The organism is Bacillus testis (assembly GCF_001243895.1).
GTDB classification, from domain to species: Bacteria; Bacillota; Bacilli; order Bacillales; family DSM-1321; genus Bacillus_AD; species Bacillus_AD testis.
In genome coordinates, this window is the sequence record NZ_LN851186.1 from 3,634,413 (window position 1) to 3,656,911 (window position 22,499).

Below are 22,499 nucleotides of genomic sequence, written 5' to 3' on the forward strand. Positions count from 1 at the left end.
ATGCATATATCTGCTTTTATCGTATTCAATTTGCCCTGAATCCGCAACCATTTTATGAGAAAAAGAAAGATTTCCATCCCAGATTATGAATAATCAAAACCATTCCTATTCCGATAAAAAACAGCCGGGAGCTAAAATCCCAGCTGTTTTGCTTCCAAGTTTTCTATTTTACATCTCTTGCGGCGCTTCCAGACCTACTAAACGTAAGCTTTCAGCAAGCACGATCGTTACAGCATGTACGAGTGCCAAACGGGAAGCTTTTGCTGAATCCTCTTCTAGGATGCGCACTTCACCGTAATATTTATTAAAGCTTTGCGCAAGGTCGATGGCATACTTCCCGATCAAGGAAGGATCATATTTGTCGAGTGCACGTCTGACGATGACCGGGAATTCTTCCAATGTCTTCACAACTTCCCAAGCGCTGTCGCCCTCAAGCGCTACATCAACAGATGCATCCGGCTTGTAACCGCCTTTGCGCAGCAACGAGCAGGCACGGGCATGTGTATATTGGACATATGGGCCAGTCTCTCCCTCGAAGCGAAGCATATCTTCCATCGAGAATTCGATATCATTCATGCGATAGTTCTTCAAATCGTGGAAAATAACAGCGCCGACACCAACTTGCTTTGCCACTTCCTCTTTATTTTCCAAAGAAGGGTTGCGTTCGTTGATGATTTTCAAAGCCATATCAATTGTTTCTTTCAATACTTTTTCCAACAGAATGATTTTGCCCTTACGAGTGGACATTTTCTTGCCGTCCTTCAACATCATGCCGAATGGAATATGGGAAATATCGTCCGCCCAAGCATATCCCATTTTGCTTAGTACAGCTTTCAATTGCTTGAAGTGAAGCGACTGCTCGTTCCCTACCACATACAGTGATTTCACAAAATCATAATGGTCTTTACGGTATTTTGCCGCTGCCAGATCACGTGTCGCATACAATGTTGCTCCGTCTGATTTACGGATTAGGCATGGCGGTAGCTCTTCTTCATCCAACTTGACTACATAAGCTGAATCGGAAAGCGTCAATAATCCTTTTTGGTCAAGGATTTCAATGACAGCGTCCATTTTGTCATTGTAGAAGGCTTCTCCGGCATAAGAATCAAAAGAAACATTCAGCAATTGGTATATTTCCTCGAACTCTTTCAATGATTCTTCACGGAACCATTTCCATAGTTCAGTCGCTTCTTGATCGCCGTCTTCCAAGGCTTTAAACCATCTGCGCCCTTCATCTTCTAGCGCCGGATTCTTTTCCGCTTCCTCATGGAAACGGACATACAGCTCAAGCAATTCCTTGATTGGATTCGATCTTACTTTTTCTTCGGAACCCCATAATTTATAGGCGGTGATCAGTTTGCCGAACTGTGTGCCCCAGTCGCCTAAATGATTGATTTTGACCGGTTTGTATCCATTTTTCTCAACAATCAGAGCAAGGGCATTCCCGATGACAGTCGAACGGAGATGGCCCATGGAAAAAGGTTTGGCGATATTAGGGGAAGACATATCAATTGTGATCACCCCTTCTTTTCCATCATTGTTTCGGCCATAACGGCTTCCTTCTTTGAGGACTTCCTGCACCACTTCTTGTGACACAGCCTTTTGATTCAAAAACACATTCAGGTAGCCGCCCATTACTTCAATTTTGTCGAACAATGGTGAATGTAGCTTTTCGCTTATATCCTGGGCAATCTTTTGAGGGGCTGCCTTTCTGATTTTCGCCAGTGAAAAGCACGGAAAAGAAAGATCTCCTTGGTTGCTGTATTTAGGCTTTTCAATAAGGGACGCAATTTTATCCAGCTCTAATTCCTCTTGCAGGACAGCGTGCAGCTGTTCCGCAAATTCATTTACATATTTCATATTCTTAACCTCCGCTTTCATTTTTTATCTGGTTTTTACTATCGCTTTATATAATAAAAAAACTCCCGCCTCTATTTGAAAGAGACGAGAGTTTTGCATTCCCGCGGTACCACTCTGATTGTCCGGAATCGGACCAGCTCTGTTTGTTAACGAGGTCTTTTCCCCGAGATTCCCTACTGCTTTCAGGAACCTTTCTCCAAAGTGCGCTTCACTGCCGAACGTCCTCCAGGCTTCCACCATCCCCGGATCGCTTTGCTCCATTCTTTTGGCAGCTACTCTCTTTTTCACAGAATCATTATTTTGTCTTAATGATACTCCATCCCTTATAGGAATTCAACTTTTTTGCAAAAAGGGGGCATTATTCTAACAAAACTTTCTAACATTTTAGTATAACTCATTTCCCTTTGACATCTGTCTATTTTCCCCATATAATGCATATTGTATTCAAGAAACAACAAATTAGTATAACTCATTTGCGTTATTTATTGATATTTTACTATTATATTAATTCATAAATAGGACCGTTTTCTACTAGCTGCAACGGTCAACTTCCTGTTTATTTACCGCTCGTATACAAACACTACCTTTTTAAGGAAACAGCTAAAAAGGACCCGGAGGCGTTTTACTTGTATTTAATGGATTACCATCATCATTCGAATCACTCTTATGACAGCAAAGCTGATATGAAGGAGATTTGTAAATCAGCCATCGAAAAAGGGGTGCGCGAGATCTGTTTTACAGAACATTATTCCGTAAACCCGCGTGTGCCGACATACGGCCATATGGAGTTCGATTCTTATTTTAAAGATATTGAACAATGCCGCAGCCTGTTCGGAAGCGAACTCACCATCAAAGCCGGCATTGAACTATGCGAACCCCATGAAAGAAAAGCTGAATTTAAAGCAGCGCTTGATTCATTGCCTCTGGATTTCATTATGGGATCCGTCCATAATATCCAAAGCACCAAGCTGAGCGCTGTCATTAAAGCGCATGGAGAAAGAGCCAATGAACTGTATTTCCAGGAGCTTTACAAAATGGTTTCCGAGGCGGATATCGATGTCATCGCACATCTTGATTTGATTAAACGATACACGCATCGAGATTTGAATGAAATATATGACTTCAATAAATACAAAGAATCCATTGCCAAAATCCTGTCGAAAGCCATCGAACGCGGCATTGGCATTGAAATCAACACCTCTGGACTTCGGACCAGCATGCGTAAAACCATGCCAGGCAAGGAAATCCTTTCGCTATACAAAGAACTTGGAGGAAAAATCCTTACCATCGGTTCAGATTCGCATAAGGCAGACGATACCGGAAGCCATATTGCTGAAGCATATGAACTGGCAAAACAATGCGGATTCACCGAAATCTATACGTTTACCCGCAGACAACCGTCGCCAATTCCACTCTAAGGAAAGGCGCACATTTCTTTTCACATACAATCAAAAAAGCTGTCCGCTTACGCCGGACAGCTTTTTTGATTAGGATTTGCTTCGTTCTTCCGCTTCGTTCTTCAGGATGGCTTGAGTTAAAGTAGCAGTAATGTTGGCTGTGTCAAAGGACAATCCCAGCTGCATAGCCGTTACCGCGATTTCCGGGCGGATGCCAGACAGTGTCGATTGTACGCCGATCAGCTTCAATGCTTCAATAAGCTGGAAAATCTCATTGGCTACCATTGTATCGACCATCACGACCCCTGACAAATCAATGAACAAATGGTTGACTTCTTTCTTTGCACATTGCAGCAATGTATTCTCCATAATAATACGCGCTCTTTGTGTATCGATATCGCCTACCAATGGAAGCAGGGCCGTTTGGTGCTTCAAGGTAATAATCGGCGAGCTCAATTCATTAATCATTTCCTGTTGGGCAGCCAATAACTTTTTCGAATTCTTATAATATTCTTCAACAAACTTGGTGATCGTTATATCGAAAACTCTGTTTATGAGTTTAAGCCAACTATTTTCCTGACAGCGATCCACCTGCTCATGAGTATCGTCGACAAACTTCATCAAATAATGGATATACTGCTCTCGCACACGCATAAATTCTCTAAGTATATTATGAATGGGTGTCGCAGCATGTTGATTATCCCTAGCAACTGCTAAGATCCATTTGTCGAATTCCTTAAAGAATTCTTCCTCATCCTCAATAAACATATTGCAAACCGATCCATTGAACTCCGTATTTTGCTGTTTTAAGTTGCGAATGACTTCCGGATTGGTCGAAGCATACACAGAATCGGGATCTTTCTCTTCCAATGTGTCATACCACTCTTCGGTCATCTGATCCTTTAGATTAAAAAAATAATCCCGCACTTCTTGGTTTAAAGCCATCATGTAACCCACCTTTATCTAATTACCAGACCTGCTATTCTCTATTCATTATACCGATTTCGCCAAAAAATTGCATATTTAACTCTTATAACTCTGAAATATGAAAAAATCGACATCCTTTTCTCCCTAACCGGAAAATACGCCGTTTTATAAACAGGAGCAAGGGTAGATAACCAGTAGGACAAATATACCGTTGGAGGTAATAGGAATGAATTATGAAGAATGTATAAAAGCATGCCAGGATTGCATGGAGGCCTGCAATGTCTGCTTCGATGCATGCCTGAAAGAAGAAGATGTCAAAATGATGAGCGAATGCATCCGCATGGACCGTGAATGTGCCGATATCTGTGCGTTTGCCGTTAAATCCATGCAAAGCCATTCCCCATTCGCAGCCCAAATCTGCTCACTATGCGCAGAAATCTGCCAAGCATGCGGAGATGAATGCGCAAAACATGACGTTGAGCATTGCCAAACATGTGCAAAAGCATGCAAAGCCTGCGCAGAAGCATGCCGCAAAATGGCATAATTGCCTGCAAGCCAAAAAAAGGGAGGCTGCAACCTATTCGTTGCAGCCTCCCTTTTTATCCTTGTCTATCAGCAATGAGAAAAAAGCCTATTCCTCAAGATGTTTCAGTAATTTCTCGTGAATTGCTAAAAACTGGTGCACTTCTTCTTCCGTCAACGCTTCGAACAAGTGGCGCCGTAGCTCTGTGCCTTTTTCATGGGCTTTCTTCAGAACCATTTCGCCTTGATCTGTAATCGTCAGGAAAACATTCCGGCGATCTTCTTCATTATATTCCCTGATAGCCAGCCCATTTTTAATAAGCTTATTGGCAATATTGGTAATCGATGCCGGCGTATATCCCAGCTTATTGGCCAATACAGATTGCTTCAACGAACCATTATGGTGCAATTCCGACAAGACAAGGATAGGTGAAATGCCTATGCTATATTGAAATGACTTTGACCATTTGATAAGAGCCTCATTAGTGAACAGTTCTACAGTATGGATGAGTTTGAAAATATCACTATTACTCAAGCAATCCTCCTTGCCTTCTAAGAATCATCTTAGAATGATTTATTTCCCTCAATGTTCCTTCTGGTGAATGACTGGCGCCTATAAATAGGCCAGTAGCCGTACGGGACCTGAATGTAGCGTACCGAAGAATCGCAGTTTCGCCATCACTCATAGTTTGTTTGCAATCGGTCTATACTTGCTAAGCAAACAGTTGCACGGCAGCTATCTTCCAATCCACCCAGTCCTCGCAAAGGGATACTCGAATGATACGTTTATAGGATCCTGCCATTCTTTCGGACCAACCATCATAGCTGATTTCGCAAACAGTGAAATCAAGTTCCTTGATGCAGAAAATAGGCAGCTACCTGTGTAATCTTCTTAGTAATAGTTTAGCACTAAATCTTTTTTCTTTAAAAATAACAGGTTTCATATTTGTAAAATAATGATGGCATATAGAAAAGAACTCCACGGCTTACATAATATAAGATCTCGCAGAGTTCAAGAAGTACACATTATGTCGGACACCATTATGAAACATTAAAGTGCAAGGGTCCGTTCGCTAACACAATTGGAAAAACAACAATGCCACAGAATAGTTGTCTATATAACAGAACAAGCCTGCGTACAGGCTTGTTCAAAGGATCATCGCACTAAATGGATTCCACCACATGGAAGCCCAGATTTTCCGCTTCTTCGCGGTCAAATGTTTCATCCAAGTGCATACAGTATACTTTATGGCGGTGTTCTTCCGGAATGCTCTCCGTGAGCTGTTGCAGAGTAAGATGCACTTTATTTTCAGCTTTGCTTGTATCCTGGTAGAACAAATCAATCTCGCCAGTCAGAAGCTTGGACAGAATGTCATCCGGAATCATGTTGCAGTCTCCGCTGTAGTAGATGGTTTTCCCGTTGATTTCCAGAAGATAAGCAAAACAGGTCAACGTCGGGACGTGAGTAACCAAATAAGGCTTTATGTACGTAATCCCCATCATGTTTTCCGGTGTATAGGATTCATCGATTTCAATAGAGTGGTATTGATCATCGCTTATCCCTTCGCTTCGCAAAATGCCGGCCACATCCTCCGTCAAAGCCTTTGGCGTGATAATCGTTATTTTCGTTGTCTGCTGCGGCTTCATAACATGGTACGAATAGCCGACTAAATCGCCAAGCGAACCCACATGGTCAGCATGCAGATGTGTCTGGAGCAATGTGATCTTCTTAATCCCCTCCAGCAAGCCGCGTTCCATGATCCGACTGAAATTAGTGCTGCCGCAATCGATCAAAAATAGCTCATTGCCTTTCTTGATGAATGCATTGTTGTTGCCCAATGCTGTATTAAAAGCACTGCCTGTGCCGATAAACATTAACATTCTGTTCACTCTCCTTCTTCTATTACATACCCCATAGTCCTTCAAGTTATAACATACAAGCAATCAATGATTCTGTGAAGTGCTGTTTTCACTACAAACCATTCATGAAATCCTAAAAAAGCCCCCGCTTCAATGAAGCGAAGGACTCTCCTTAAGTTAAAAATAAACCCAATGACAATAATAATCCGAATACTGTATTGGTTTGTGCGGTCGATTTCATAGCTGTGCCCATTTTCATCTTCACGCCTTCGCTTAAGAAACCTTTCACCGCTTTGACCGGTATCGGAATGCTGAGGAATACAAATAGCGTCCAAGGGCTGACCACGCTGGTGAACACTAAAGCAAGAACCCACAGATAAGCGAGTACAAAAGAAACAGCCAATACATAGACGGCATTTCTTCTTCCAATCAGGATGGCCAATGTTTTTCTTCCTCCGAGTGTATCTTCCTCAATATCGCGGATATTGTTCGATAAATTGATCGCACCCACCAATATGGCAATTGGAAGCGATAAAAGGATGCTTTGTACGTTGACGAAACCTGTCTGCAAGTAAAAAGCAATCAGGATGAACATAGATCCCATGCACAATCCGGAGAACAATTCCCCAAATGGTGTATAGGCGATTGGAAGCGGTCCGCCAGTGTATAAGTAGCCGATGGCCATTCCGATCAATCCGATCAATGCAAGCCACCAAGTTGTGCTTGCGCAAATATACACGCCGATCAACAAGGCGATCGCATAGCAAACAAGCGCCATCTGCATGACAGTCCGCGGCTTCATGCCTTCGCGGACAATGGCGCCGCCGATGCCGACGGAATGTTCCGTATCAAGCCCTCTTTTAAAATCGTAATATTCATTAAATAGATTGGTAGCAATCTGGATAAATAAACAAGCAAACATCATGGCAATAAATAATCCAATGTCAATCTTACTATAAGATTTTGCTGCCGCCGTCCCGATCAAAACCGGCACAAACGAAGCAGTTAAAGTATGAGGCCTAGTTAACTTCCATAAAAGAGCAAGCTTCTTTTTTGTAAAATGTCTTTTCATATAATCTACCCTCCCCAAAAAGATAATCTCGCACAAAATAATACCATATTGCAGCTGCTTTGAGTTGAATATTGTCGAAAAATATCAATCATTCACCCTATTGCTTTTATCCACCTAGGCTGCGGGATGCTCATATCACCCAAACATAAATGAAGAAAAAGGCACCTCCGCCCATTACCGCCATCAACAAAAACAAAATGAAATAGATGGGATGGCTGCGACGCTCTCTGATCGAAGACACTACCATTAACAACGTCACAATGATAGAAATTGGCATATAAAGAACATCCACCCAATACCGGGGCATCTGTCCATACACTTGATTCAAAATCAAAAATCCGTGCAAGGCTGCCAGAAAGAAACTAATAAGAGATAACATCAAAGGCATGGTTCGCTTTCCTTCCACCCTTTTCGCCAATTTTCAACACCTCGCTTAACAGCACAAGTATACCATTTCTCTGCCATCAGTATATAAGGGGATGAACTGCGGATGACTTCTTTTTGCCGGCATCTGCAATCGGCAGGAAAAAAATAGATGTTATGAATGGCGTGTGCCGGGTACATGTACAGAATGTCACTCAACAAATAGTGAATCAGTTAAGGAGTGGTACTGTGTTTGGATGGGATGACGTATTTAAATTTATCATTTCTTTTTTTGTGATCTTCCCGATTGTGACGATTATTCATTTGGCGGGCCATATTTTCTTCGTTACCATCAGCGGGGGAAGCGAAAAGAAAATCATATTGGGTTTCGGCAAGAAACTATTTTCCTTTTGGAATATTGAAGTCCGCCAATTCTATTTCATGAATGGCGGTTGTGAATTTGTGAAGCTGCGTTGGGATACGAAACTGAGCAATTCACTCATTTTTTTGGGAGGTTCTTGCTTTAATATAGTGAGCATTCTGCTTGTGAATGGACTAATTAAGCTGGACTACATGGAACCAGCCACTTTTTGGTACCAGTTCATCTATTTTTCTTTCTATGTTGTCTTTTTCTCTCTGTTTCCTGTTCATTATGCCGATGGGCGGCCCAGTGACGGCAAAGCCTTTTTGCTTGGATTAAAGCGGATCCCCTCTGACAAGTTAACGGATGATCTTTCCCTTAAAAACAAAGAAAATGATTAGCAGAAAAACGGAATTCCAACAGGAATCCGTTTTTCAAATGGGGAAAATGGCATAGTTTCACGTGAACCTATCTTTTATACATCTCCAGAAAGAACCATTTTAGGCGCCCAATGATCAAGCGCGCTTTCTACCCTTCACCGCTGCCTGCCCGGACAACTGCGGGAAGCTTCAGCTTCAAGGTAAACTGTTCATGGCTATGGACGAAATCAAGGTGGCCATGGTGCTTGCTGATGATATCTTGAATAATTTTCGTACCGAGCCCTTCATGGTCCCCGCCCTTTGTGCTGTTGCCGTATGAATGGAATAATGAATCAACGACCCGTACAGGGATTGGCAAGCTATCATTCTTGCACGTAAGGATGTATAAGCCGCTCCGTTTGTAGAATTGCAGGACAACAGTCGCTTGTTCCCCTTTTTTATGCTGCCATTCCTCGCAGGCATCCAGGCTATTCGACAATACATTCCCAAGCAACGCAACTAAATCCTTATCATCCATCGGCAACGTAGATAACGGCAAGTCGAGATCATAGAGAACTGCAATCCCTTTATCCGTGCCCCGCCTGTACATATCATGGAGGATGGCTGCCACCGTCCCTTTTTCTCCCTTAATGGATAGATTGGTTTTTTTATAGCTTTCCACCAACTCGCCTAAGTAGCGTCCGGCTTCGCCATCCTCTCCTTTTTCCAGAAGAATATGCAGGACGGAGACATGCTTGAGGAAATCATGGCGTTCGCTTCGGACAATGCGGAATGTTTCATTCATTTGCTCACGCTGTTCCTTCATGTGATCCACTTCCCGGCGCAGGGCATAAGCCTCGTTATCTTGCTTTATGCGGCTGTATTCAATTCCTGCAGCCGCCAAGATCCATAGCGCCTCCAAAAGGGTAGGCTTGGCAAGCCAGGCAGCAGCCAACAACAGCACTTGCACCAAAACAAGCAGCCCATTCATCCGTCCGCCTGCTGCCCCGGCTCGTAAAGGGATTTTTCTCGCTGCCGGCGTACAAATAACCACCGCAATCAATATGGAAATAAGGCTAGGAAATCCGATGTCCGTGTTCAGCAGCAGAAGATAAAGATGCGCAGCCATCAACAGAGCTGCCCCAATCCAATATACAATGTTTCGATTCAATGACTGACTCTCCTTCTAGAAAAAATGGGCCTGGAGGAAATCTACTTTTTCTTTTGTAATCATGGCCTGCCCTTCGATTCCCTCGAACGTTACTGTATATGAATTTTTCGCATACAAACTGAAATGGTTTACATAATGAATATTGATGATGAATGACCGGTGCGACCTGAGGAAATCTCGTTCGCGCAGTTCGCCTTCCAGCTCATTCAATGTTAGATAGGTTTTGATCGATCCCGTTCTTGTATGAATGGTTGATGACCTTCCTGAACGTTCGATAAAGATAATATCTTTCTTTTGCAAAATATGAATATCATTCTTTTGCTTGATGTATAGCCTTCCCGCTATATCAGCGGATGACTTTTTTTCAAGCAGCCTCGCGATCGATTTCGTCAGCCGCTCCCTTGAATAAGGCTTCATAATATAATCGTGGACATTCAATTCAAAGGCATGGACGGCATAGCCGCTGTTTGCCGTCACAAAAATGACGGCTATATGAAGCGCATGTGTATGGATAATATCGGCTAACTCATAACCCGACAGATGCGGCATTTCAATATCGGCAATCAACAGATCGATGCTTTCCTTTTTGATCTGCTCATACGCTTCTTCCGCAGATAAGGTAGAAAATACCACTTCCACTCCATCCATCCCATCTACGATGGCATTCAATTTATCCAAGTCGATCTCCCGGTCATCTACCAGCCCTACCCTCATTCCGCTCTCTCCATCCTTGCATTTATACATCCATTTTAACATTAATAATAGTAAATTTGACCCTTTTACGACATTAAATGGCATTTTCGCGACATACCTGCTGATTTACCCTTCCTTTCTTAGTAAGCTAAACACAAGAAAACAAACCATGAGGGTGATGAAATGATTGAAATCCATGATGTAACCAAAATATTCAAAGATAAAAAGAAATCGATCACTGCTTTAAAACAGATCACATTGACAGTCGCCAAAGGCCAGGTAGTCGGATTGCTGGGGGAAAACGGCGCTGGAAAAACCACTTTGCTGCGCACCATCTCCACATTGCTGACCCCGACAGAAGGATCAGTGACTGTCGGCGGCTATGATACCGTCCGAGAACATAATGAAATCAAAAAAAGGATCGGTGTTTTATTCGGAGGCGAAACTGGACTGTACGACCGGCTGACCGCCCGTGAAAACCTGGCTTATTTCGCTTTGCTGTACGGCATGAGCAAGCATGAGACGAAAGTGCGGATCGATGAACTGGCCCGCATGTTCGGCATGAGGGATTATCTGGACCGGAAAGTGGGCGGCTTCTCGAAAGGGATGAGGCAAAAGGTTGCCATCTCACGCGCCTTGATTCATGACCCGGATGTGATTCTCTTTGATGAACCGACCACCGGGCTTGATATCACTTCTTCCAATGTATTCCGCCAACTCGTTCACCAGCTTAAAAGAGAAAATAAAACCATCGTCTTTTCAAGCCATATCATGGAAGAAGTCGCCATGTTGTGCGATTCGGTCGCTATGATGCACAAAGGGGAAATGGTATACCAAGGCAATCTCGATGCCCTCTATCAAGAAGAAGGCAGCAAAGACTTGAACTATATTTTCATGAGTAAATTAGTAAAGGGGAACACAACGTATGCTTCTTAATATCTATCTAAAAGAAATCAAAGACTGCTTCCGCGACCGCCGGACACTTCTTCTATCCGTATTGCTGCCGATCCTGATTGTATCCGGAATGACCCTCTTCTACGAAAGCCTGCTATCCGATGGCAAAGAAGACACCTATACATTGGCCGTCAATAAAGCGGCAAGCACAGATGAACTAAAGAAAATGATTCCCGGCAGCCAAATCAAACTGATTCCTTCTGAGCACCCGGAACGGACCGTGAAGGATGGAAAAGCGCAAGCTGCCCTCCTTCTTGAAGACGGCTTTTTTTCCCGCTTGCAGGATGGCCAAAAAGCAGAAGCTTCGATTGTGGGCGATTCATTCAGCCAAAATGGAGCCAATCTGATGACCATTGTCAGCAATCACTTATCGTCCTACGAAAAGAAGATTGTCTCTGAAAGGCTCCAGCAGCAAGGAATGGACCCTTCCATCCTGCAGCCGATCCAGCTTCAGACAAAAGAATTATCCGCCGAAAAACCAGCGATTAATCTCATTGCCATGCTCATTCCGATGATTCTGGCACTCGCCATCGGAGTGGGTTCCGGACCGGCAGCTTCCGATTTGTTCGCCGGAGAGAAAGAAAGAAAAACAATGGAAGCCCTGTTGATGACACCGGTCAACCGATCAACCTTGCTTTTGGCAAAATGGATGACCATCTCAACAATCGGCGCTATCACAGGCTTTGTTACACTAGCAGTTGTTACGGCAGAGATCGCCTTCTTCACAACCAACCTGAAGGATTCCATCTCTTTCAGCAGCCAGACGCCTTTTATCATCCTGCTTGCTCTCTTGCTTTCCATTGTATACGCCATATTCCTTGCATCCCTTTTAGTATTGACCAGCATAATCGCCAAAACAGTGAAAGAATCGCAAAGCTATAGCACGCCGATCATGATACTCAATGTCTTTCCGATGATGTTCTTGACCAGCATCGGGATCAATGAACTAACAGCTTCCTACTTTGTTACGCCATTCTTAAACCTGTTTGCCCTGTTGAAAGAACTCATTCTCGGCATCGTCGATTACAACCATATCCTGCTGACATTCGGCAGCAATATCCTTTGCCTGCTTGTGATCTTCTTCATTGCCCGGATCTTCTTTTTGAAGGATAAATGGGTCATGAATTAATCCCTTTTTAAATGATGAGAAGACTCCGTATTCAACACGAGAATGAAACTGTATCTAAAAGCATGAATTCTGTATGGATTCATGCTTTTTCTATACAAGGAGACTTGAATTCCGTAATATGGTAATTACATGTACAAATGGGGGGATAAACGATGTTCAGCTTTGAATTAGACGAAGATACGTTATTGCGGGATATTAGGAGGGAAGACGCAGAGGAATTGTTCCGGATCACGGATGCTTCCAGAGACTATCTGCGCGACTGGCTTCCCTGGGTGGATGCCACAGCGGCCATAGACGATACCAAAGGGTTCATCGATTCTTGTGTACGTGATTACGAGGATCACCGAAGTCTGACCGCGGCCATCGTCCATAAAGGACAAATAGCCGGACTGGCCTCCTACCACCTCATCAACCGCGCCAATCGATCGGTTTCCATCGGCTATTGGCTTGGTGAAGCATACCAGGGCAAAGGTTTAATGACAAAAGCAGTCACCGCTCTTGTTGACTATGCCTTCACTGAATTGCATGTAAACCGGGTCGAAATCCGTGCCGCTTCAGGAAATAAAAAAAGCCGGGCAATCCCTGAACGCCTGCATTTTGTCCATGAAGGCACCGTGCGCCAGGCTGAGTTTCTTTACGACCATTTTGTCGACCATGAAATCTACGGCATGCTTGCGGAAGATTGGGGTAAGCTTTCCTGACATTAAATCGGCGCGGATGGTGAGCCTCCCCGGCATAATAGCCCTGGGCTCCCGCCTTCCGCTCTATTCGCAAATCTTATGAACCTCCATTTTTCGGAAAATAGTACGCTAAAATCCTAAAACCATTTCACCCTGTACATTAAATGAATTTGCTCGGCTATATAATCCGAACTGAAATGCAGCCCCTTTCTGATCCACCACATAATGATGCCCACCAATGAGGCTGTTTTTATTTCAACCGCTGTATAATCCTCTGGCAACTTGTCCGCGATATTCGCTCTTCTCTTTTCAATCAGCTGCTTTAGTAATAAGAATAATCGTTCCTCTAATTGGTCCATGTTAATTAAAATATGCAAGTAATGTCGATGCATATATAAATAATCAAGCAATTGTGTCAGCTGTTGTTTTTCTGGTAAATCATCAGGATGCATTAAATCAGTAATCTTAGTGGAAATCTCCTCTAAAATTCCCTCGGTGATCTGCGTCAGCAAATCTTCGATATCTTGATAGTGCAAATAAAAGGTAGTCCGGTTCAAACCTGCTTTGTCCGCAATTTTCCGAACCGTTAAATGGGAGATTACAGGATCCTCGCATAAGAGAGAAACGACAGCATTTTTAAACATTTCTCTTGAACGGATGGTACGCGGATCGTCTTTTTTTGGTGTAGACATATTCATACTCCTTTATAGATTTTCCTTGGACTTTCGCAACACCGTCTCTTTCCAGTGTCGAGTAGCAAACATTTTCAAAGAAACTGTTCATGGTCAAGGGAAATATAGTTTGTTACTATGGATTTTATCGACATAATGTCGATAATTCAAGTTTGGATGAAGGGGTTTAGGGATGCAGAAAGAAATAACAGAAAGAAATAAAAAAATCTTATTAGTAGTCCTGGTTGCCGGCTGTTTCTTATCGACTTTGAACCAGACATTATTGAATGTAGCGTTAAGTAATTTTATGGATGTATTTGATGTGAAAGCCGCTACTGTGCAATGGATTTCGACAGGCTTCATGCTTGTGAACGGAGTTTTAGTGCCAATTACTGCATTTTTGATGAAACGCTTTACTACTAGGCAGCTTTTTATCAGCTCAATGTTCTTCTTGCTCATCGGTTCCGCGCTCTGTGCCGGTGCTATGAATTTTGGCATCTTGCTTACAGGAAGGATGATTCAGGGAATTGGGGCAGGAATCATTATGCCGCTGATGATGACGGTTATTTTATATTTGTTCCCGCTCGAAAAACGTGGAAGCGTGATGGGGATCATCGGCTTTGCCATCATTTTCGCTCCGGCCATCGCCCCGACATTATCAGGCTTCGTCATTGATTATGTCTCATGGAGATGGCTGTTCATTGGACTGATTCCACTTGCACTAATCGTCATTGTACTTGCCTTTAAATACTTGATGAATGTGGGCGAAACAGCAAAAGCAAAATTAGACATGCTCAGTGTCCTTCTATCCACAATCGGCTTTGGCTGTGTGTTATTCGGGTTCAGCAGTGCAGGAAGTAAGGGCTGGGACGATCCAATTGTTTTGACAACCATTGTTATTGGAATCATTGTTACGGCTCTATTCAGTCTGCGCCAAGTAAAGTCCAAGGATCCATTATTGAATTTATCCGTATTCAAGTATAAGGTGTTCACTCTTACATCCATCATCAATATACTTGTCACGATGATTATGTATGCGGACCTCATCCTATTGCCTATTTTCTTGCAAAACGGACAGGGTTTCACTGCATTTGAAGCAGGCCTGCTTTTATTGCCAGGAGCAATCATTAATGCTTTTTTATCGCCTGTCACCGGCAAAATGTATGATAAATATGGGGCAAAACCACTCTTTATCACAGGCTTACTATTCATCATTGTATCAATGGGGGCAGTCATTGATTTGACCGAATCCACCACGTATCTTTATATAATGGTTCGTACGATCATCCTGCGTATCGGCTTAAGCTTCATTTCCATGCCTTTAAACACAGCAGGATTGAACGCTTTACCAAGAGAATTGGGTTCCCACGGTTCAGCGGTGAATAACACGGTCCGCCAATTAGCAGGCGCTATTGGAACCGCAGTTGTTATCACGATTTTCACCATTCAATCGACTTCCCATGCCACCGAGCTGGCTGCCGAACACAGACATATGCCAGCCATACAGCTGGCCAAATCAGCTTCAATCCTCGGCTCAGGCGACGCCTATCTGTTTATGTTCGTACTATCTTTTGTGGCACTCATTTTCGTATGTTTCATGCCTAAAAAAGCAAACAGCACAAAGAACGAAAGCATATAATAACAAATAAGGCATATCTGAACTCACTCAGATATGCCTTATTGTTTTCTTATAGTTTCTCTCCGTTTGTGGCTATAACGTCTTTATACCAGAAAAAAGATTTCTTCTTTTTCCGTTTTGGAAACAGCCCTTTTACACACTGCCTAAGCGATCGTCTCCTGTCTTTCTTCCGGCAAAAACAGGATGCCTAGTTCATAATGTTCGCCTTCGAACAGCGCCCGCTGTACAAAGCGGATTTGCCCGTCGCTGTCGAGCACTTCAAGTTTGCAATACGCCCGATTATACTGAAGGGCCTCATATAATTCATGCTCCGTATGGACCGGAGTTCCATTGACTTTCGTAATGATTTCCCCCACTTGCAAAGCCATCTTTTCTGCTGGAGAAAATGGAATGACTGCGAGGATCAGGACGCCATGCTTCCGCCGGGAGAAATAAAATGGCAAACGCTGCTCATACAATTTTCCAAAATAGTGGATGCTTTCTCTGCCCAGCATAGCTACAGCAGCAGCCACGATTGAGAGAATCGGAAGCCAAATGCTTGCTACTGCGATCATTAGAACGCCGATTGCCAGGATTAACACCCTGCCGCCTGTCATCTTGATTGATTCAGCAGGCAAACGTCCGTGCACATGCTGTGAAAAACCGATCAGGAAAGGCAGAAGAATCGGTGTCACATGGACAGAACCGCTTATTTCAAAAACCGGCCACCATTCAAAAGGAGCCGCCAGCTCCCCTCCCGGAATAAAAAGAAACATCGGAATCAGCCACACGCGGCGTGACACATGCGAACCGACCGTCATCCCCCTATTCGATGTAATCAACTCCGGAGAAGTGCCCCTGGCCGCATTACGTCTGATCAGCAGCCCTTCAGCCGCCAATAGAAGCGCCAGCAGTACGGCAAGTGCCGGATACAGAGAAGAAGACATATCTTCAAGCGCCTTACCGAGATAAGGAACATCTATCTTTTGGCCCTGCAGGAAAAAAAGAATAAAAATCGAAAAGCCGACCGTGTAAGCCGGAGACAGCAATCTGAACTTCAGTGTCAAGCTCAACAGCACTGTTACAATACCGATCACCAAAACAGCAGCAAACGGAATCACCATCCCAGTCACTATGCTGACTACCGAAAGCGAAAGGCCAATGATAATCCCAAGCGGCAGCAAATTGCGCAGCTCAAAATATCCACTTTCCACCCGGATCTTGAAATCCTTCCGTTCCTTCTTGACTCTCCTGTAGCCTATGAACAAACTAAGCAATAAAGAATAGTAGAATAGTGGATGTATAAACAGTTTACCGAAGCCCCATAAAAATTGTTGCACCCAAATATGATCCACTACTTACACTTCCTTTCAAAAAATACGGAATACGCTAACTTCTATTCTATCAAAGAAGCTACAGCCTGCCTATCACAAAAACGGGATATCCCTCTGGACAATAAGAAGAATGGCGGAAACAGCGCTTTTTCGGAAAGGCCCATTCTACATGAAAAAAAGCCCCTCATCTGAGAGGCTTTAAGCCATATTAAAATCTTTATATATCTTTTTCTTAGTTTCATACTAAGATTTCTTATACCCTATACTCTTCGCACTACCGCACGGACCGGACTCCCGTCTGCTTCCACAAGCGAAAGCGGAAGCGCTGCTAATTCATAGTCACCTGGATGAATTTGATCTAATACCAACCCTTCCAAAATATGAATTCCAAACCGGGTTAGTTCATGATGTGCCGCAAGTTCTTTACTATCAATAGGATCTACAGATGGCAAGTCGAGACCAAGCAGGCGAACTCCCTTTCTTTCTAAATAGGGCGCTAACTCAGGTTCAATCTCGGGGATCTCTGTTGGAAACACACTTCGATCCGTCCATGCACCTGTCCGGATTAACAGGCGGGTTACTCCGTCTAGTTCAACTCCGGCTAATTCCTTTATTCCAATTGATGACGATTTCGGCAAATGGATGATTCGGGCCCTGCCAATATATAAATTGACATCAAGCTCGATGACTTTCTTTCCATCATCATCAAAATGAAACGGGGCATCAATATGTGTTCCAGTATGGGTGCTCATCGTCATTTGCCCGACATTGACTGAACCACTTTCCTTTTTACTCCAATTGACTTGGTAAGAAAAAGGGGTGTCCTCCGGCCAAACAGCAACGCGGTGATCCAGCGGCTGCGAAATATCGATCCAAGGATTCATTTGAAAAGCCTCCTTTTGTTTTTATAGGGAACAGAACAGCTTTATGTATAGGAAGAAGGTCTTCCAAAACCTCTTTTGGGAATAAGCCTGCCGACTCCATTTCCCCGAAATCCATTTTCAATCAGCCCCCTCCCCCAGGAATGCCAAGCATATCTCCCTACAGCTTCGTCCGTAAACTCAGCAGCTCCGGGAAAAATGGTTGGTCTATTACTCTTTTTAAATAGGTCACTCCCGATGAGCCGCCTGTTCCTGTTTTATGGCCAATAATTCTTTCTACTGTCGTCATATGATTAAAACGCCAAAGCTGCTGCTGATTGCCGATATCGACCAGCTTCTCCGCCAATTCATATAAATCCCAATATTGCTTCGGATTACGGTACACCGTCAACCAAGCCTCTTCAACACTCGCATTCAGTTCATAGTTTTGCGACCAATCGCGGTTCAGCGCTTGTTCATCGACCTTTAATCCATGCGCCGCAAGGGAAAAAATCGCCGCATCATAAATGCTCGGTTCGTTTAGGGCCTTCACCATCAATGGGTATAACTCTGTCTGATGCTGATAGACTGCCAGAGAACGAGCATTCTTGTTGCCAAGGGCAAACTCAATCAAGCGATTTTGATAGGATTGAAATCCTGAGGAATGGCCCAATTTATCACGGAACTGCATATATTCGGACGGAGTCAGCGTTGAGAGGACACTCCATGACTGAATCAACTGCTGCTGGATTCTTGATACCCGCGACAGCATTTTAAACGACGGCTCCAAATCATTTTGGCGGATGCAAGAGATAGCCGCATTCAGTTCATGCAAAATCAGCTTCATCCATAACTCACTCGTTTGATGAATGATGATGAATAACATTTCATCGTGATGGTCCGAAAGCCGGTTCTGACTCGACAAAAGTTGGTCAAGAAGAAGATAATCACCATAGGACATATCTTTTCTAAAATCTAATTGAATGCCTTTTTCTACATTTTTATTATCTACGTTTTCCACTTTAAAGACCCCCTAATCAATCTTTCATCATCGTATCTTGCTGAGAAGCTATATCCACTCTCTTTTTATGAAAAAAGAAATAGACAAGTGTTAAAAAGACCAGCCACGGAATACCGAACTGAAGCAAAATTTTAAACGATGTAAACCAGGTCGTGATCATCAGGCTCACTAACAGAAGAGCACCCAGAACAGTCAAATAAGGAAAACCGATCATTTTTACCGGCAGCTTGCGGCCCCCTGATTTTTCCCACGCTTTTCGGAAAAATAAATGCGAGATAAACACCATCAACCATGTAAATATGGCGCCGAACATAGAGATTCCCATCATAAAAGCGTACGAGGTTTCAGGGAACAAGGCACTGACCACTGCTGCGACTATAATTCCTACTGCAGAAACGGAAAGCGCCGATAATGGAACTCCCTTGTTGCTCACCTTTCCAAAAACGGCTGGTGCAAATTTTGCTTGCGATAAGGAAAACACCATTCTGGTCGAAGCATACAATTGGCTATTCATCGCCGATAAAGCCGCAGTCAAAATAATGAAATTCATGATTCCAGAAGCACCGGGGATATTCAATATCTCCATAACCTTTACAAATGGACTTTGATCGATGCCAGCCTGTTTCCATGGTACAATCATCAGCATGATGGCGAGCGTCAAAACATAAAAGGTGGACAGACGGAAAACGGTTGCCTTCAATGCTTTGGGCACCGCCACATCAGGATCCTTCGCTTCGCCAGCCGTTACGGCAATCAGTTCGGTTCCTATAAAGCTAAATAGCGAAATAAAGATAGCAACCCAAACCCCTTTAAAGCCAAACGGCAAAAATCCGCCATCATTCGTTAAATTTCCAGGCCCAATGTGCGATGCACCGGATGATCCAAATAAGACGTAAGCACCTAGTAAAATAAAGCCGAGAATGGCACTTATTTTAATCATCGAGAACCAGTATTCAAATGTAGCAAAGGTGTTTACACTGGTAGCATTCACATAAATGAGCACCGCTCCAAACAACAAAATCCAAACGATTCCCGGAGTGGTCGGGAACCAATATTTCATATAAACGGCAATGGCACTGACTTCAACTCCTACCGCCAATACGTTGGCAATCCAGTACGAATAGCGGACGAGATAGCCAGCCAGAGGATGGATGTATTTTTCAGCGATTAGCCCGAACGCTCCTGATGAAGGATGGGCAACCGTCATTTCCGCCAAACAACCCATAAGCAAGAGGATAATAAACGCTCCGACCGCATAGCTAACCAGGACACCCGGCCCCGCTGTACTAATGGCCAAGCCGCTACCTAGAAACAGTCCGGTTCCGATCGCACAACCCATCGCAATCATCGTTAGCTGTTTTGTTTTAAGTTCCCGTTTTAATCCCTTTTCCACCTTATTCTCCATATGTCCCCGCCTTTCCCTCGTTGGAACTTTTTTATACATTTAAAGTATATAATACATGTACCCGTAGGCTTTTGCTATTGATCGAGCCGGGGTGCTAATCCATAGTTTTGGACTTCTTATCTGCGAATCCAAATTAAGCTACAATTTCCCGCTCTTTCGCAAACTTCTCATATTGTTTTTCAACCATAATTTCTTTCAAAATCCACACCACGTTCCAAACGTCTTCATATGAAGTATAAAGTGCAATCGGGGCAAGGCGGATGACATTCGGCGCACGAAAATCCGGAATAATGCCATTTTCTTTTAATGCCTTACAAATACGAACTGCTTCCGGATGTTCAAGGCAGACGTGACCCCCACGGCGTGCATCCTCAAGCGGATTGCCTATTTCAAACCCGAAGTCCGCCAACTCTCCTTCAATTAATTCCATCAAATACTGATTGATCTCAAGTGATTTTTTTCGGATATTTTCTATCCCAGCTTCCGCAAAAATTTCTAAAGAGCCAAGGAGCGGTGCCATGCTTAACACATGCGGTGTGCCGATCTGATAGGCGCCGGCGTCTTCCGCAGCCGTAAAGGCATGCTCCAAATCAAATTGTTTATCCGGACGTGAACCAAACCATCCGGCCAAACCAGGATTCTTACCAAAATGTTTCCGGTTTACGTATAGCCCACCAACACTTCCCGGTCCGCCGTTCAGGTATTTGTAATTACACCAATATGCAAAATCCACATTCCATTCCGAAAAAGCATGGGGAATTGCTCCGACGGAATGGCAGCCATCAAAACCAATTAAAATGCCACGTTTATGTGCCTCTTCGGTTAACCTTTTCATATCAAGAATTTGCCCGCTGCGATACTGGACCGTCGGAAGGACCACTAAAGCCACCTCATCGGTCATGGCTTCTATTATGTCCTCCTCTTCAATGACACGCCCATCCCTGCTTTTTACGCGGATCAGATGCTCATCCGGATTATATCCGCGCATATGGAGCTGGCTTTTTAGCGCATAAATATCTGTAGGAAAATTCAGCTCATCAGCTAAAATTTTTGTTCGTTTTCCTTGCGGCTGATAAAATGTAGCCGCTAATTGGTGCAAATTTACCGTAGTAGAACCGGTTACAATCACTTCTTCAGCAGATGCCCCTACAAGCGGCGCCAACAATCCTGCTAATCTCTTAGAAAGGTCGAACCATGGATGTTTCCCCTTTGTCCAGCCGTCGATGCCATGCTCCTTCCAATCATCCAGCGATTCACGCAAGGTCCGTTCAGCCCGCTTCGAAAGAAGGCCTAATGAGTTTCCATCCATATAAATCGAACCTGGATTGAGATAAAACTCCTCACGAAACCTTCTTAAAGAGTCCTCCTTGTCCAGCTTCCTGGCATATTCCACAGTTGGTGCCACCATTATGAAATTCCCCCTTTTATTACTTTTGAAAAATATACCAATAAATATGACATAGTGTCAATAATTCTTTTCAGAAAATTCATAATCTTGTAGCTGCCCTTGTTTTCAGCTATTCTTAATGATAGCGAGCACAGGAGGATAAGGAAATGAAGGAGAAACTGGATGTAGTCGACAAACGCCATTTACGTTCCATAAAGACAAGGCAAAAGCTATTGGAGGCTGCCAGGGACGTTTTTTTAGAAGAAGGCTTTCAAAAAGCAACGATTTCGCAAATGATTAAAAAGGCAGGTGTTGGCTACGGAACCGCTTATGTTCATTTTGAAGGGAAAGAGGAAATTCTAATGGTGTTAATAGATGACGTTATGGAAAAATTCTATGATATTGCCGAGGTTTCATTTTCCCCCAACACAAAGGAAGAAGCGGGGTACATCATTCTTTCGCAGGCGACTGCTTTTTTAAAAATGGCCGAAACCGAGCGGAGTATGATGCAATTGTTTGAACAAGCCATTGGAATATCGCCATTGATTTCAACCAAATGGAAAGCAATCCGTGAAAAATTCATCCAGCGAATTTCCCTAGACATCGCATTCGCCCAGAAACACGGACTGGCTAAAGCCAGGCTAAACCGCACGCTTGTTGCCAGGGGCTGGTTCTTTACGAACGAAATGTATCTATGGGAAATAGTCCGGAACGAGCACCAAGGAACCGTCGAGGAAATCGCAAAAACCATAACTGCTGTTTATACGGAGGGACTTTATCATTAAAAAAATCGGGCGAAAGCTGCCCGATTTTTTTTGTGTTCTAAAGTATTGGTTGTTTTATTATAGCCTTGCT

22 protein-coding genes and 1 other annotated feature are annotated in these 22,499 nt (G+C 43.6%); of the genes, 8 read left to right on the forward strand and 14 right to left on the reverse strand.

Annotated features, from left to right (window positions below):
- Positions 1 to 168: 168 nt before the first annotated feature.
- Positions 169 to 1,860: an arginine--tRNA ligase gene (gene argS / locus BN1765_RS18080; protein WP_050616425.1), complete on the reverse strand. Its 1,692-nt coding sequence runs from the start codon at positions 1,858 to 1,860 to the stop codon at positions 169 to 171.
- A 77-nt stretch (positions 1,861 to 1,937) separates the two neighbouring features.
- Positions 1,938 to 2,157, reverse strand: a binding site (T-box leader).
- Between the two features lie 338 nt (positions 2,158 to 2,495).
- Here argS and BN1765_RS18090 point away from each other — a divergent pair.
- Positions 2,496 to 3,278, forward strand: a complete 783-nt coding sequence (locus tag BN1765_RS18090) for a histidinol-phosphatase HisJ family protein (RefSeq protein WP_315969845.1) — start codon at positions 2,496 to 2,498, stop codon at positions 3,276 to 3,278.
- A gap of 69 nt (positions 3,279 to 3,347) precedes the next feature.
- Here the strand turns inward: BN1765_RS18090 and BN1765_RS18095 are convergent, their stop codons facing one another.
- Complete coding sequence (locus BN1765_RS18095) at positions 3,348 to 4,202, reverse strand: STAS domain-containing protein (RefSeq protein ID WP_050616428.1); 855 nt, start codon at positions 4,200 to 4,202, stop codon at positions 3,348 to 3,350.
- Positions 4,203 to 4,410: 208 nt separating this feature from the next.
- On the opposite strand from BN1765_RS18095, the gene BN1765_RS18100 reads away from it, so the two are divergent.
- Entirely contained in the window at positions 4,411 to 4,728 is a 318-nt protein-coding gene (locus BN1765_RS18100; protein ID WP_050616429.1) for a four-helix bundle copper-binding protein, read from the forward strand.
- A gap of 87 nt (positions 4,729 to 4,815) precedes the next feature.
- Here BN1765_RS18100 and BN1765_RS18105 read toward each other — a convergent pair whose 3' ends face one another.
- From BN1765_RS18105 to BN1765_RS18120, 4 genes are all read right to left on the reverse strand, one after another.
- Positions 4,816 to 5,241, reverse strand: a complete 426-nt coding sequence (locus BN1765_RS18105) for a MarR family winged helix-turn-helix transcriptional regulator (protein ID WP_050616430.1) — start codon at positions 5,239 to 5,241, stop codon at positions 4,816 to 4,818.
- A 629-nt stretch (positions 5,242 to 5,870) separates the two neighbouring features.
- Positions 5,871 to 6,587, reverse strand: coding sequence for an MBL fold metallo-hydrolase (locus tag BN1765_RS18110; protein ID WP_050616431.1), 717 nt, complete (start codon positions 6,585 to 6,587; stop codon positions 5,871 to 5,873).
- Positions 6,588 to 6,738: 151 nt separating this feature from the next.
- Positions 6,739 to 7,638: a 1,4-dihydroxy-2-naphthoate polyprenyltransferase gene (locus BN1765_RS18115; protein ID WP_050616432.1), complete on the reverse strand. Its 900-nt coding sequence runs from the start codon at positions 7,636 to 7,638 to the stop codon at positions 6,739 to 6,741.
- A gap of 130 nt (positions 7,639 to 7,768) precedes the next feature.
- The gene (locus BN1765_RS18120; RefSeq protein WP_050616433.1) at positions 7,769 to 8,056 is read right to left on the reverse strand and encodes a hypothetical protein; all 288 of its coding nucleotides are present in this window, start codon (positions 8,054 to 8,056) and stop codon (positions 7,769 to 7,771) included.
- 83 nt (positions 8,057 to 8,139) lie between these two features.
- Between BN1765_RS18120 and BN1765_RS18125 the strand changes: the two genes are divergently transcribed.
- Positions 8,140 to 8,763 carry a hypothetical protein gene (locus tag BN1765_RS18125; RefSeq protein ID WP_187119467.1) on the forward strand — a complete coding sequence of 208 codons (624 nt, stop codon included), beginning with the start codon at positions 8,140 to 8,142 and terminating at the stop codon, positions 8,761 to 8,763.
- Between the two features lie 127 nt (positions 8,764 to 8,890).
- Here BN1765_RS18125 and BN1765_RS18130 read toward each other — a convergent pair whose 3' ends face one another.
- Positions 8,891 to 9,892: a sensor histidine kinase gene (locus BN1765_RS18130; RefSeq protein WP_230199547.1), complete on the reverse strand. Its 1,002-nt coding sequence runs from the start codon at positions 9,890 to 9,892 to the stop codon at positions 8,891 to 8,893.
- Positions 9,893 to 9,907: 15 nt separating this feature from the next.
- Entirely contained in the window at positions 9,908 to 10,606 is a 699-nt protein-coding gene (locus tag BN1765_RS18135; RefSeq protein WP_050616434.1) for a LytR/AlgR family response regulator transcription factor, read from the reverse strand.
- Between the two features lie 162 nt (positions 10,607 to 10,768).
- Here BN1765_RS18135 and BN1765_RS18140 point away from each other — a divergent pair, with 162 nt between their 5' ends.
- The 3 genes from BN1765_RS18140 to BN1765_RS18150 all read left to right on the forward strand — a co-directional run bounded on the left by BN1765_RS18140 (position 10,769) and on the right by BN1765_RS18150 (position 13,369).
- The gene (locus BN1765_RS18140) at positions 10,769 to 11,521 is read left to right on the forward strand and encodes an ABC transporter ATP-binding protein (RefSeq protein WP_050616435.1); all 753 of its coding nucleotides are present in this window, start codon (positions 10,769 to 10,771) and stop codon (positions 11,519 to 11,521) included.
- Positions 11,511 to 12,668, forward strand: coding sequence for an ABC transporter permease (locus tag BN1765_RS18145; RefSeq protein ID WP_050616436.1), 1,158 nt, complete (start codon positions 11,511 to 11,513; stop codon positions 12,666 to 12,668). Before BN1765_RS18140 ends, BN1765_RS18145 begins: the two co-directional genes overlap by 11 nt.
- Positions 12,669 to 12,820: 152 nt before the next feature.
- Positions 12,821 to 13,369: a GNAT family N-acetyltransferase gene (locus BN1765_RS18150; RefSeq protein WP_050616437.1), complete on the forward strand. Its 549-nt coding sequence runs from the start codon at positions 12,821 to 12,823 to the stop codon at positions 13,367 to 13,369.
- 116 nt (positions 13,370 to 13,485) lie between these two features.
- Here BN1765_RS18150 and BN1765_RS18155 read toward each other — a convergent pair whose 3' ends face one another.
- Positions 13,486 to 14,040, reverse strand: coding sequence for a TetR/AcrR family transcriptional regulator (locus BN1765_RS18155; RefSeq protein WP_050616438.1), 555 nt, complete (start codon positions 14,038 to 14,040; stop codon positions 13,486 to 13,488).
- Positions 14,041 to 14,212: 172 nt separating this feature from the next.
- Here BN1765_RS18155 and BN1765_RS18160 point away from each other — a divergent pair, with 172 nt between their 5' ends.
- Positions 14,213 to 15,658, forward strand: coding sequence for a DHA2 family efflux MFS transporter permease subunit (locus BN1765_RS18160; protein WP_050616439.1), 1,446 nt, complete (start codon positions 14,213 to 14,215; stop codon positions 15,656 to 15,658).
- 143 nt (positions 15,659 to 15,801) lie between these two features.
- Here the strand turns inward: BN1765_RS18160 and BN1765_RS18165 are convergent, their stop codons facing one another.
- The 5 genes from BN1765_RS18165 to kynU form a co-directional block, all read right to left on the reverse strand.
- Entirely contained in the window at positions 15,802 to 16,992 is a 1,191-nt protein-coding gene (locus tag BN1765_RS18165; protein ID WP_050616440.1) for a PDZ domain-containing protein, read from the reverse strand.
- Between the two features lie 239 nt (positions 16,993 to 17,231).
- Complete coding sequence (gene kynB, locus BN1765_RS18170) at positions 17,232 to 17,855, reverse strand: arylformamidase (RefSeq protein WP_050616441.1); 624 nt, start codon at positions 17,853 to 17,855, stop codon at positions 17,232 to 17,234.
- 157 nt (positions 17,856 to 18,012) lie between these two features.
- The gene (kynA, locus tag BN1765_RS18175; RefSeq protein ID WP_050616442.1) at positions 18,013 to 18,852 is read right to left on the reverse strand and encodes a tryptophan 2,3-dioxygenase; all 840 of its coding nucleotides are present in this window, start codon (positions 18,850 to 18,852) and stop codon (positions 18,013 to 18,015) included.
- Between the two features lie 16 nt (positions 18,853 to 18,868).
- Positions 18,869 to 20,257, reverse strand: coding sequence for an amino acid permease (locus BN1765_RS18180; RefSeq protein ID WP_050616443.1), 1,389 nt, complete (start codon positions 20,255 to 20,257; stop codon positions 18,869 to 18,871).
- 133 nt (positions 20,258 to 20,390) lie between these two features.
- Positions 20,391 to 21,665 carry a kynureninase gene (gene kynU / locus BN1765_RS18185; protein ID WP_050616444.1) on the reverse strand — a complete coding sequence of 425 codons (1,275 nt, stop codon included), beginning with the start codon at positions 21,663 to 21,665 and terminating at the stop codon, positions 20,391 to 20,393.
- 146 nt (positions 21,666 to 21,811) lie between these two features.
- On the opposite strand from kynU, the gene BN1765_RS18190 reads away from it, so the two are divergent.
- Positions 21,812 to 22,429 carry a TetR/AcrR family transcriptional regulator gene (locus BN1765_RS18190; RefSeq protein ID WP_050616445.1) on the forward strand — a complete coding sequence of 206 codons (618 nt, stop codon included), beginning with the start codon at positions 21,812 to 21,814 and terminating at the stop codon, positions 22,427 to 22,429.
- Positions 22,430 to 22,499: the final 70 nt, after the last annotated feature.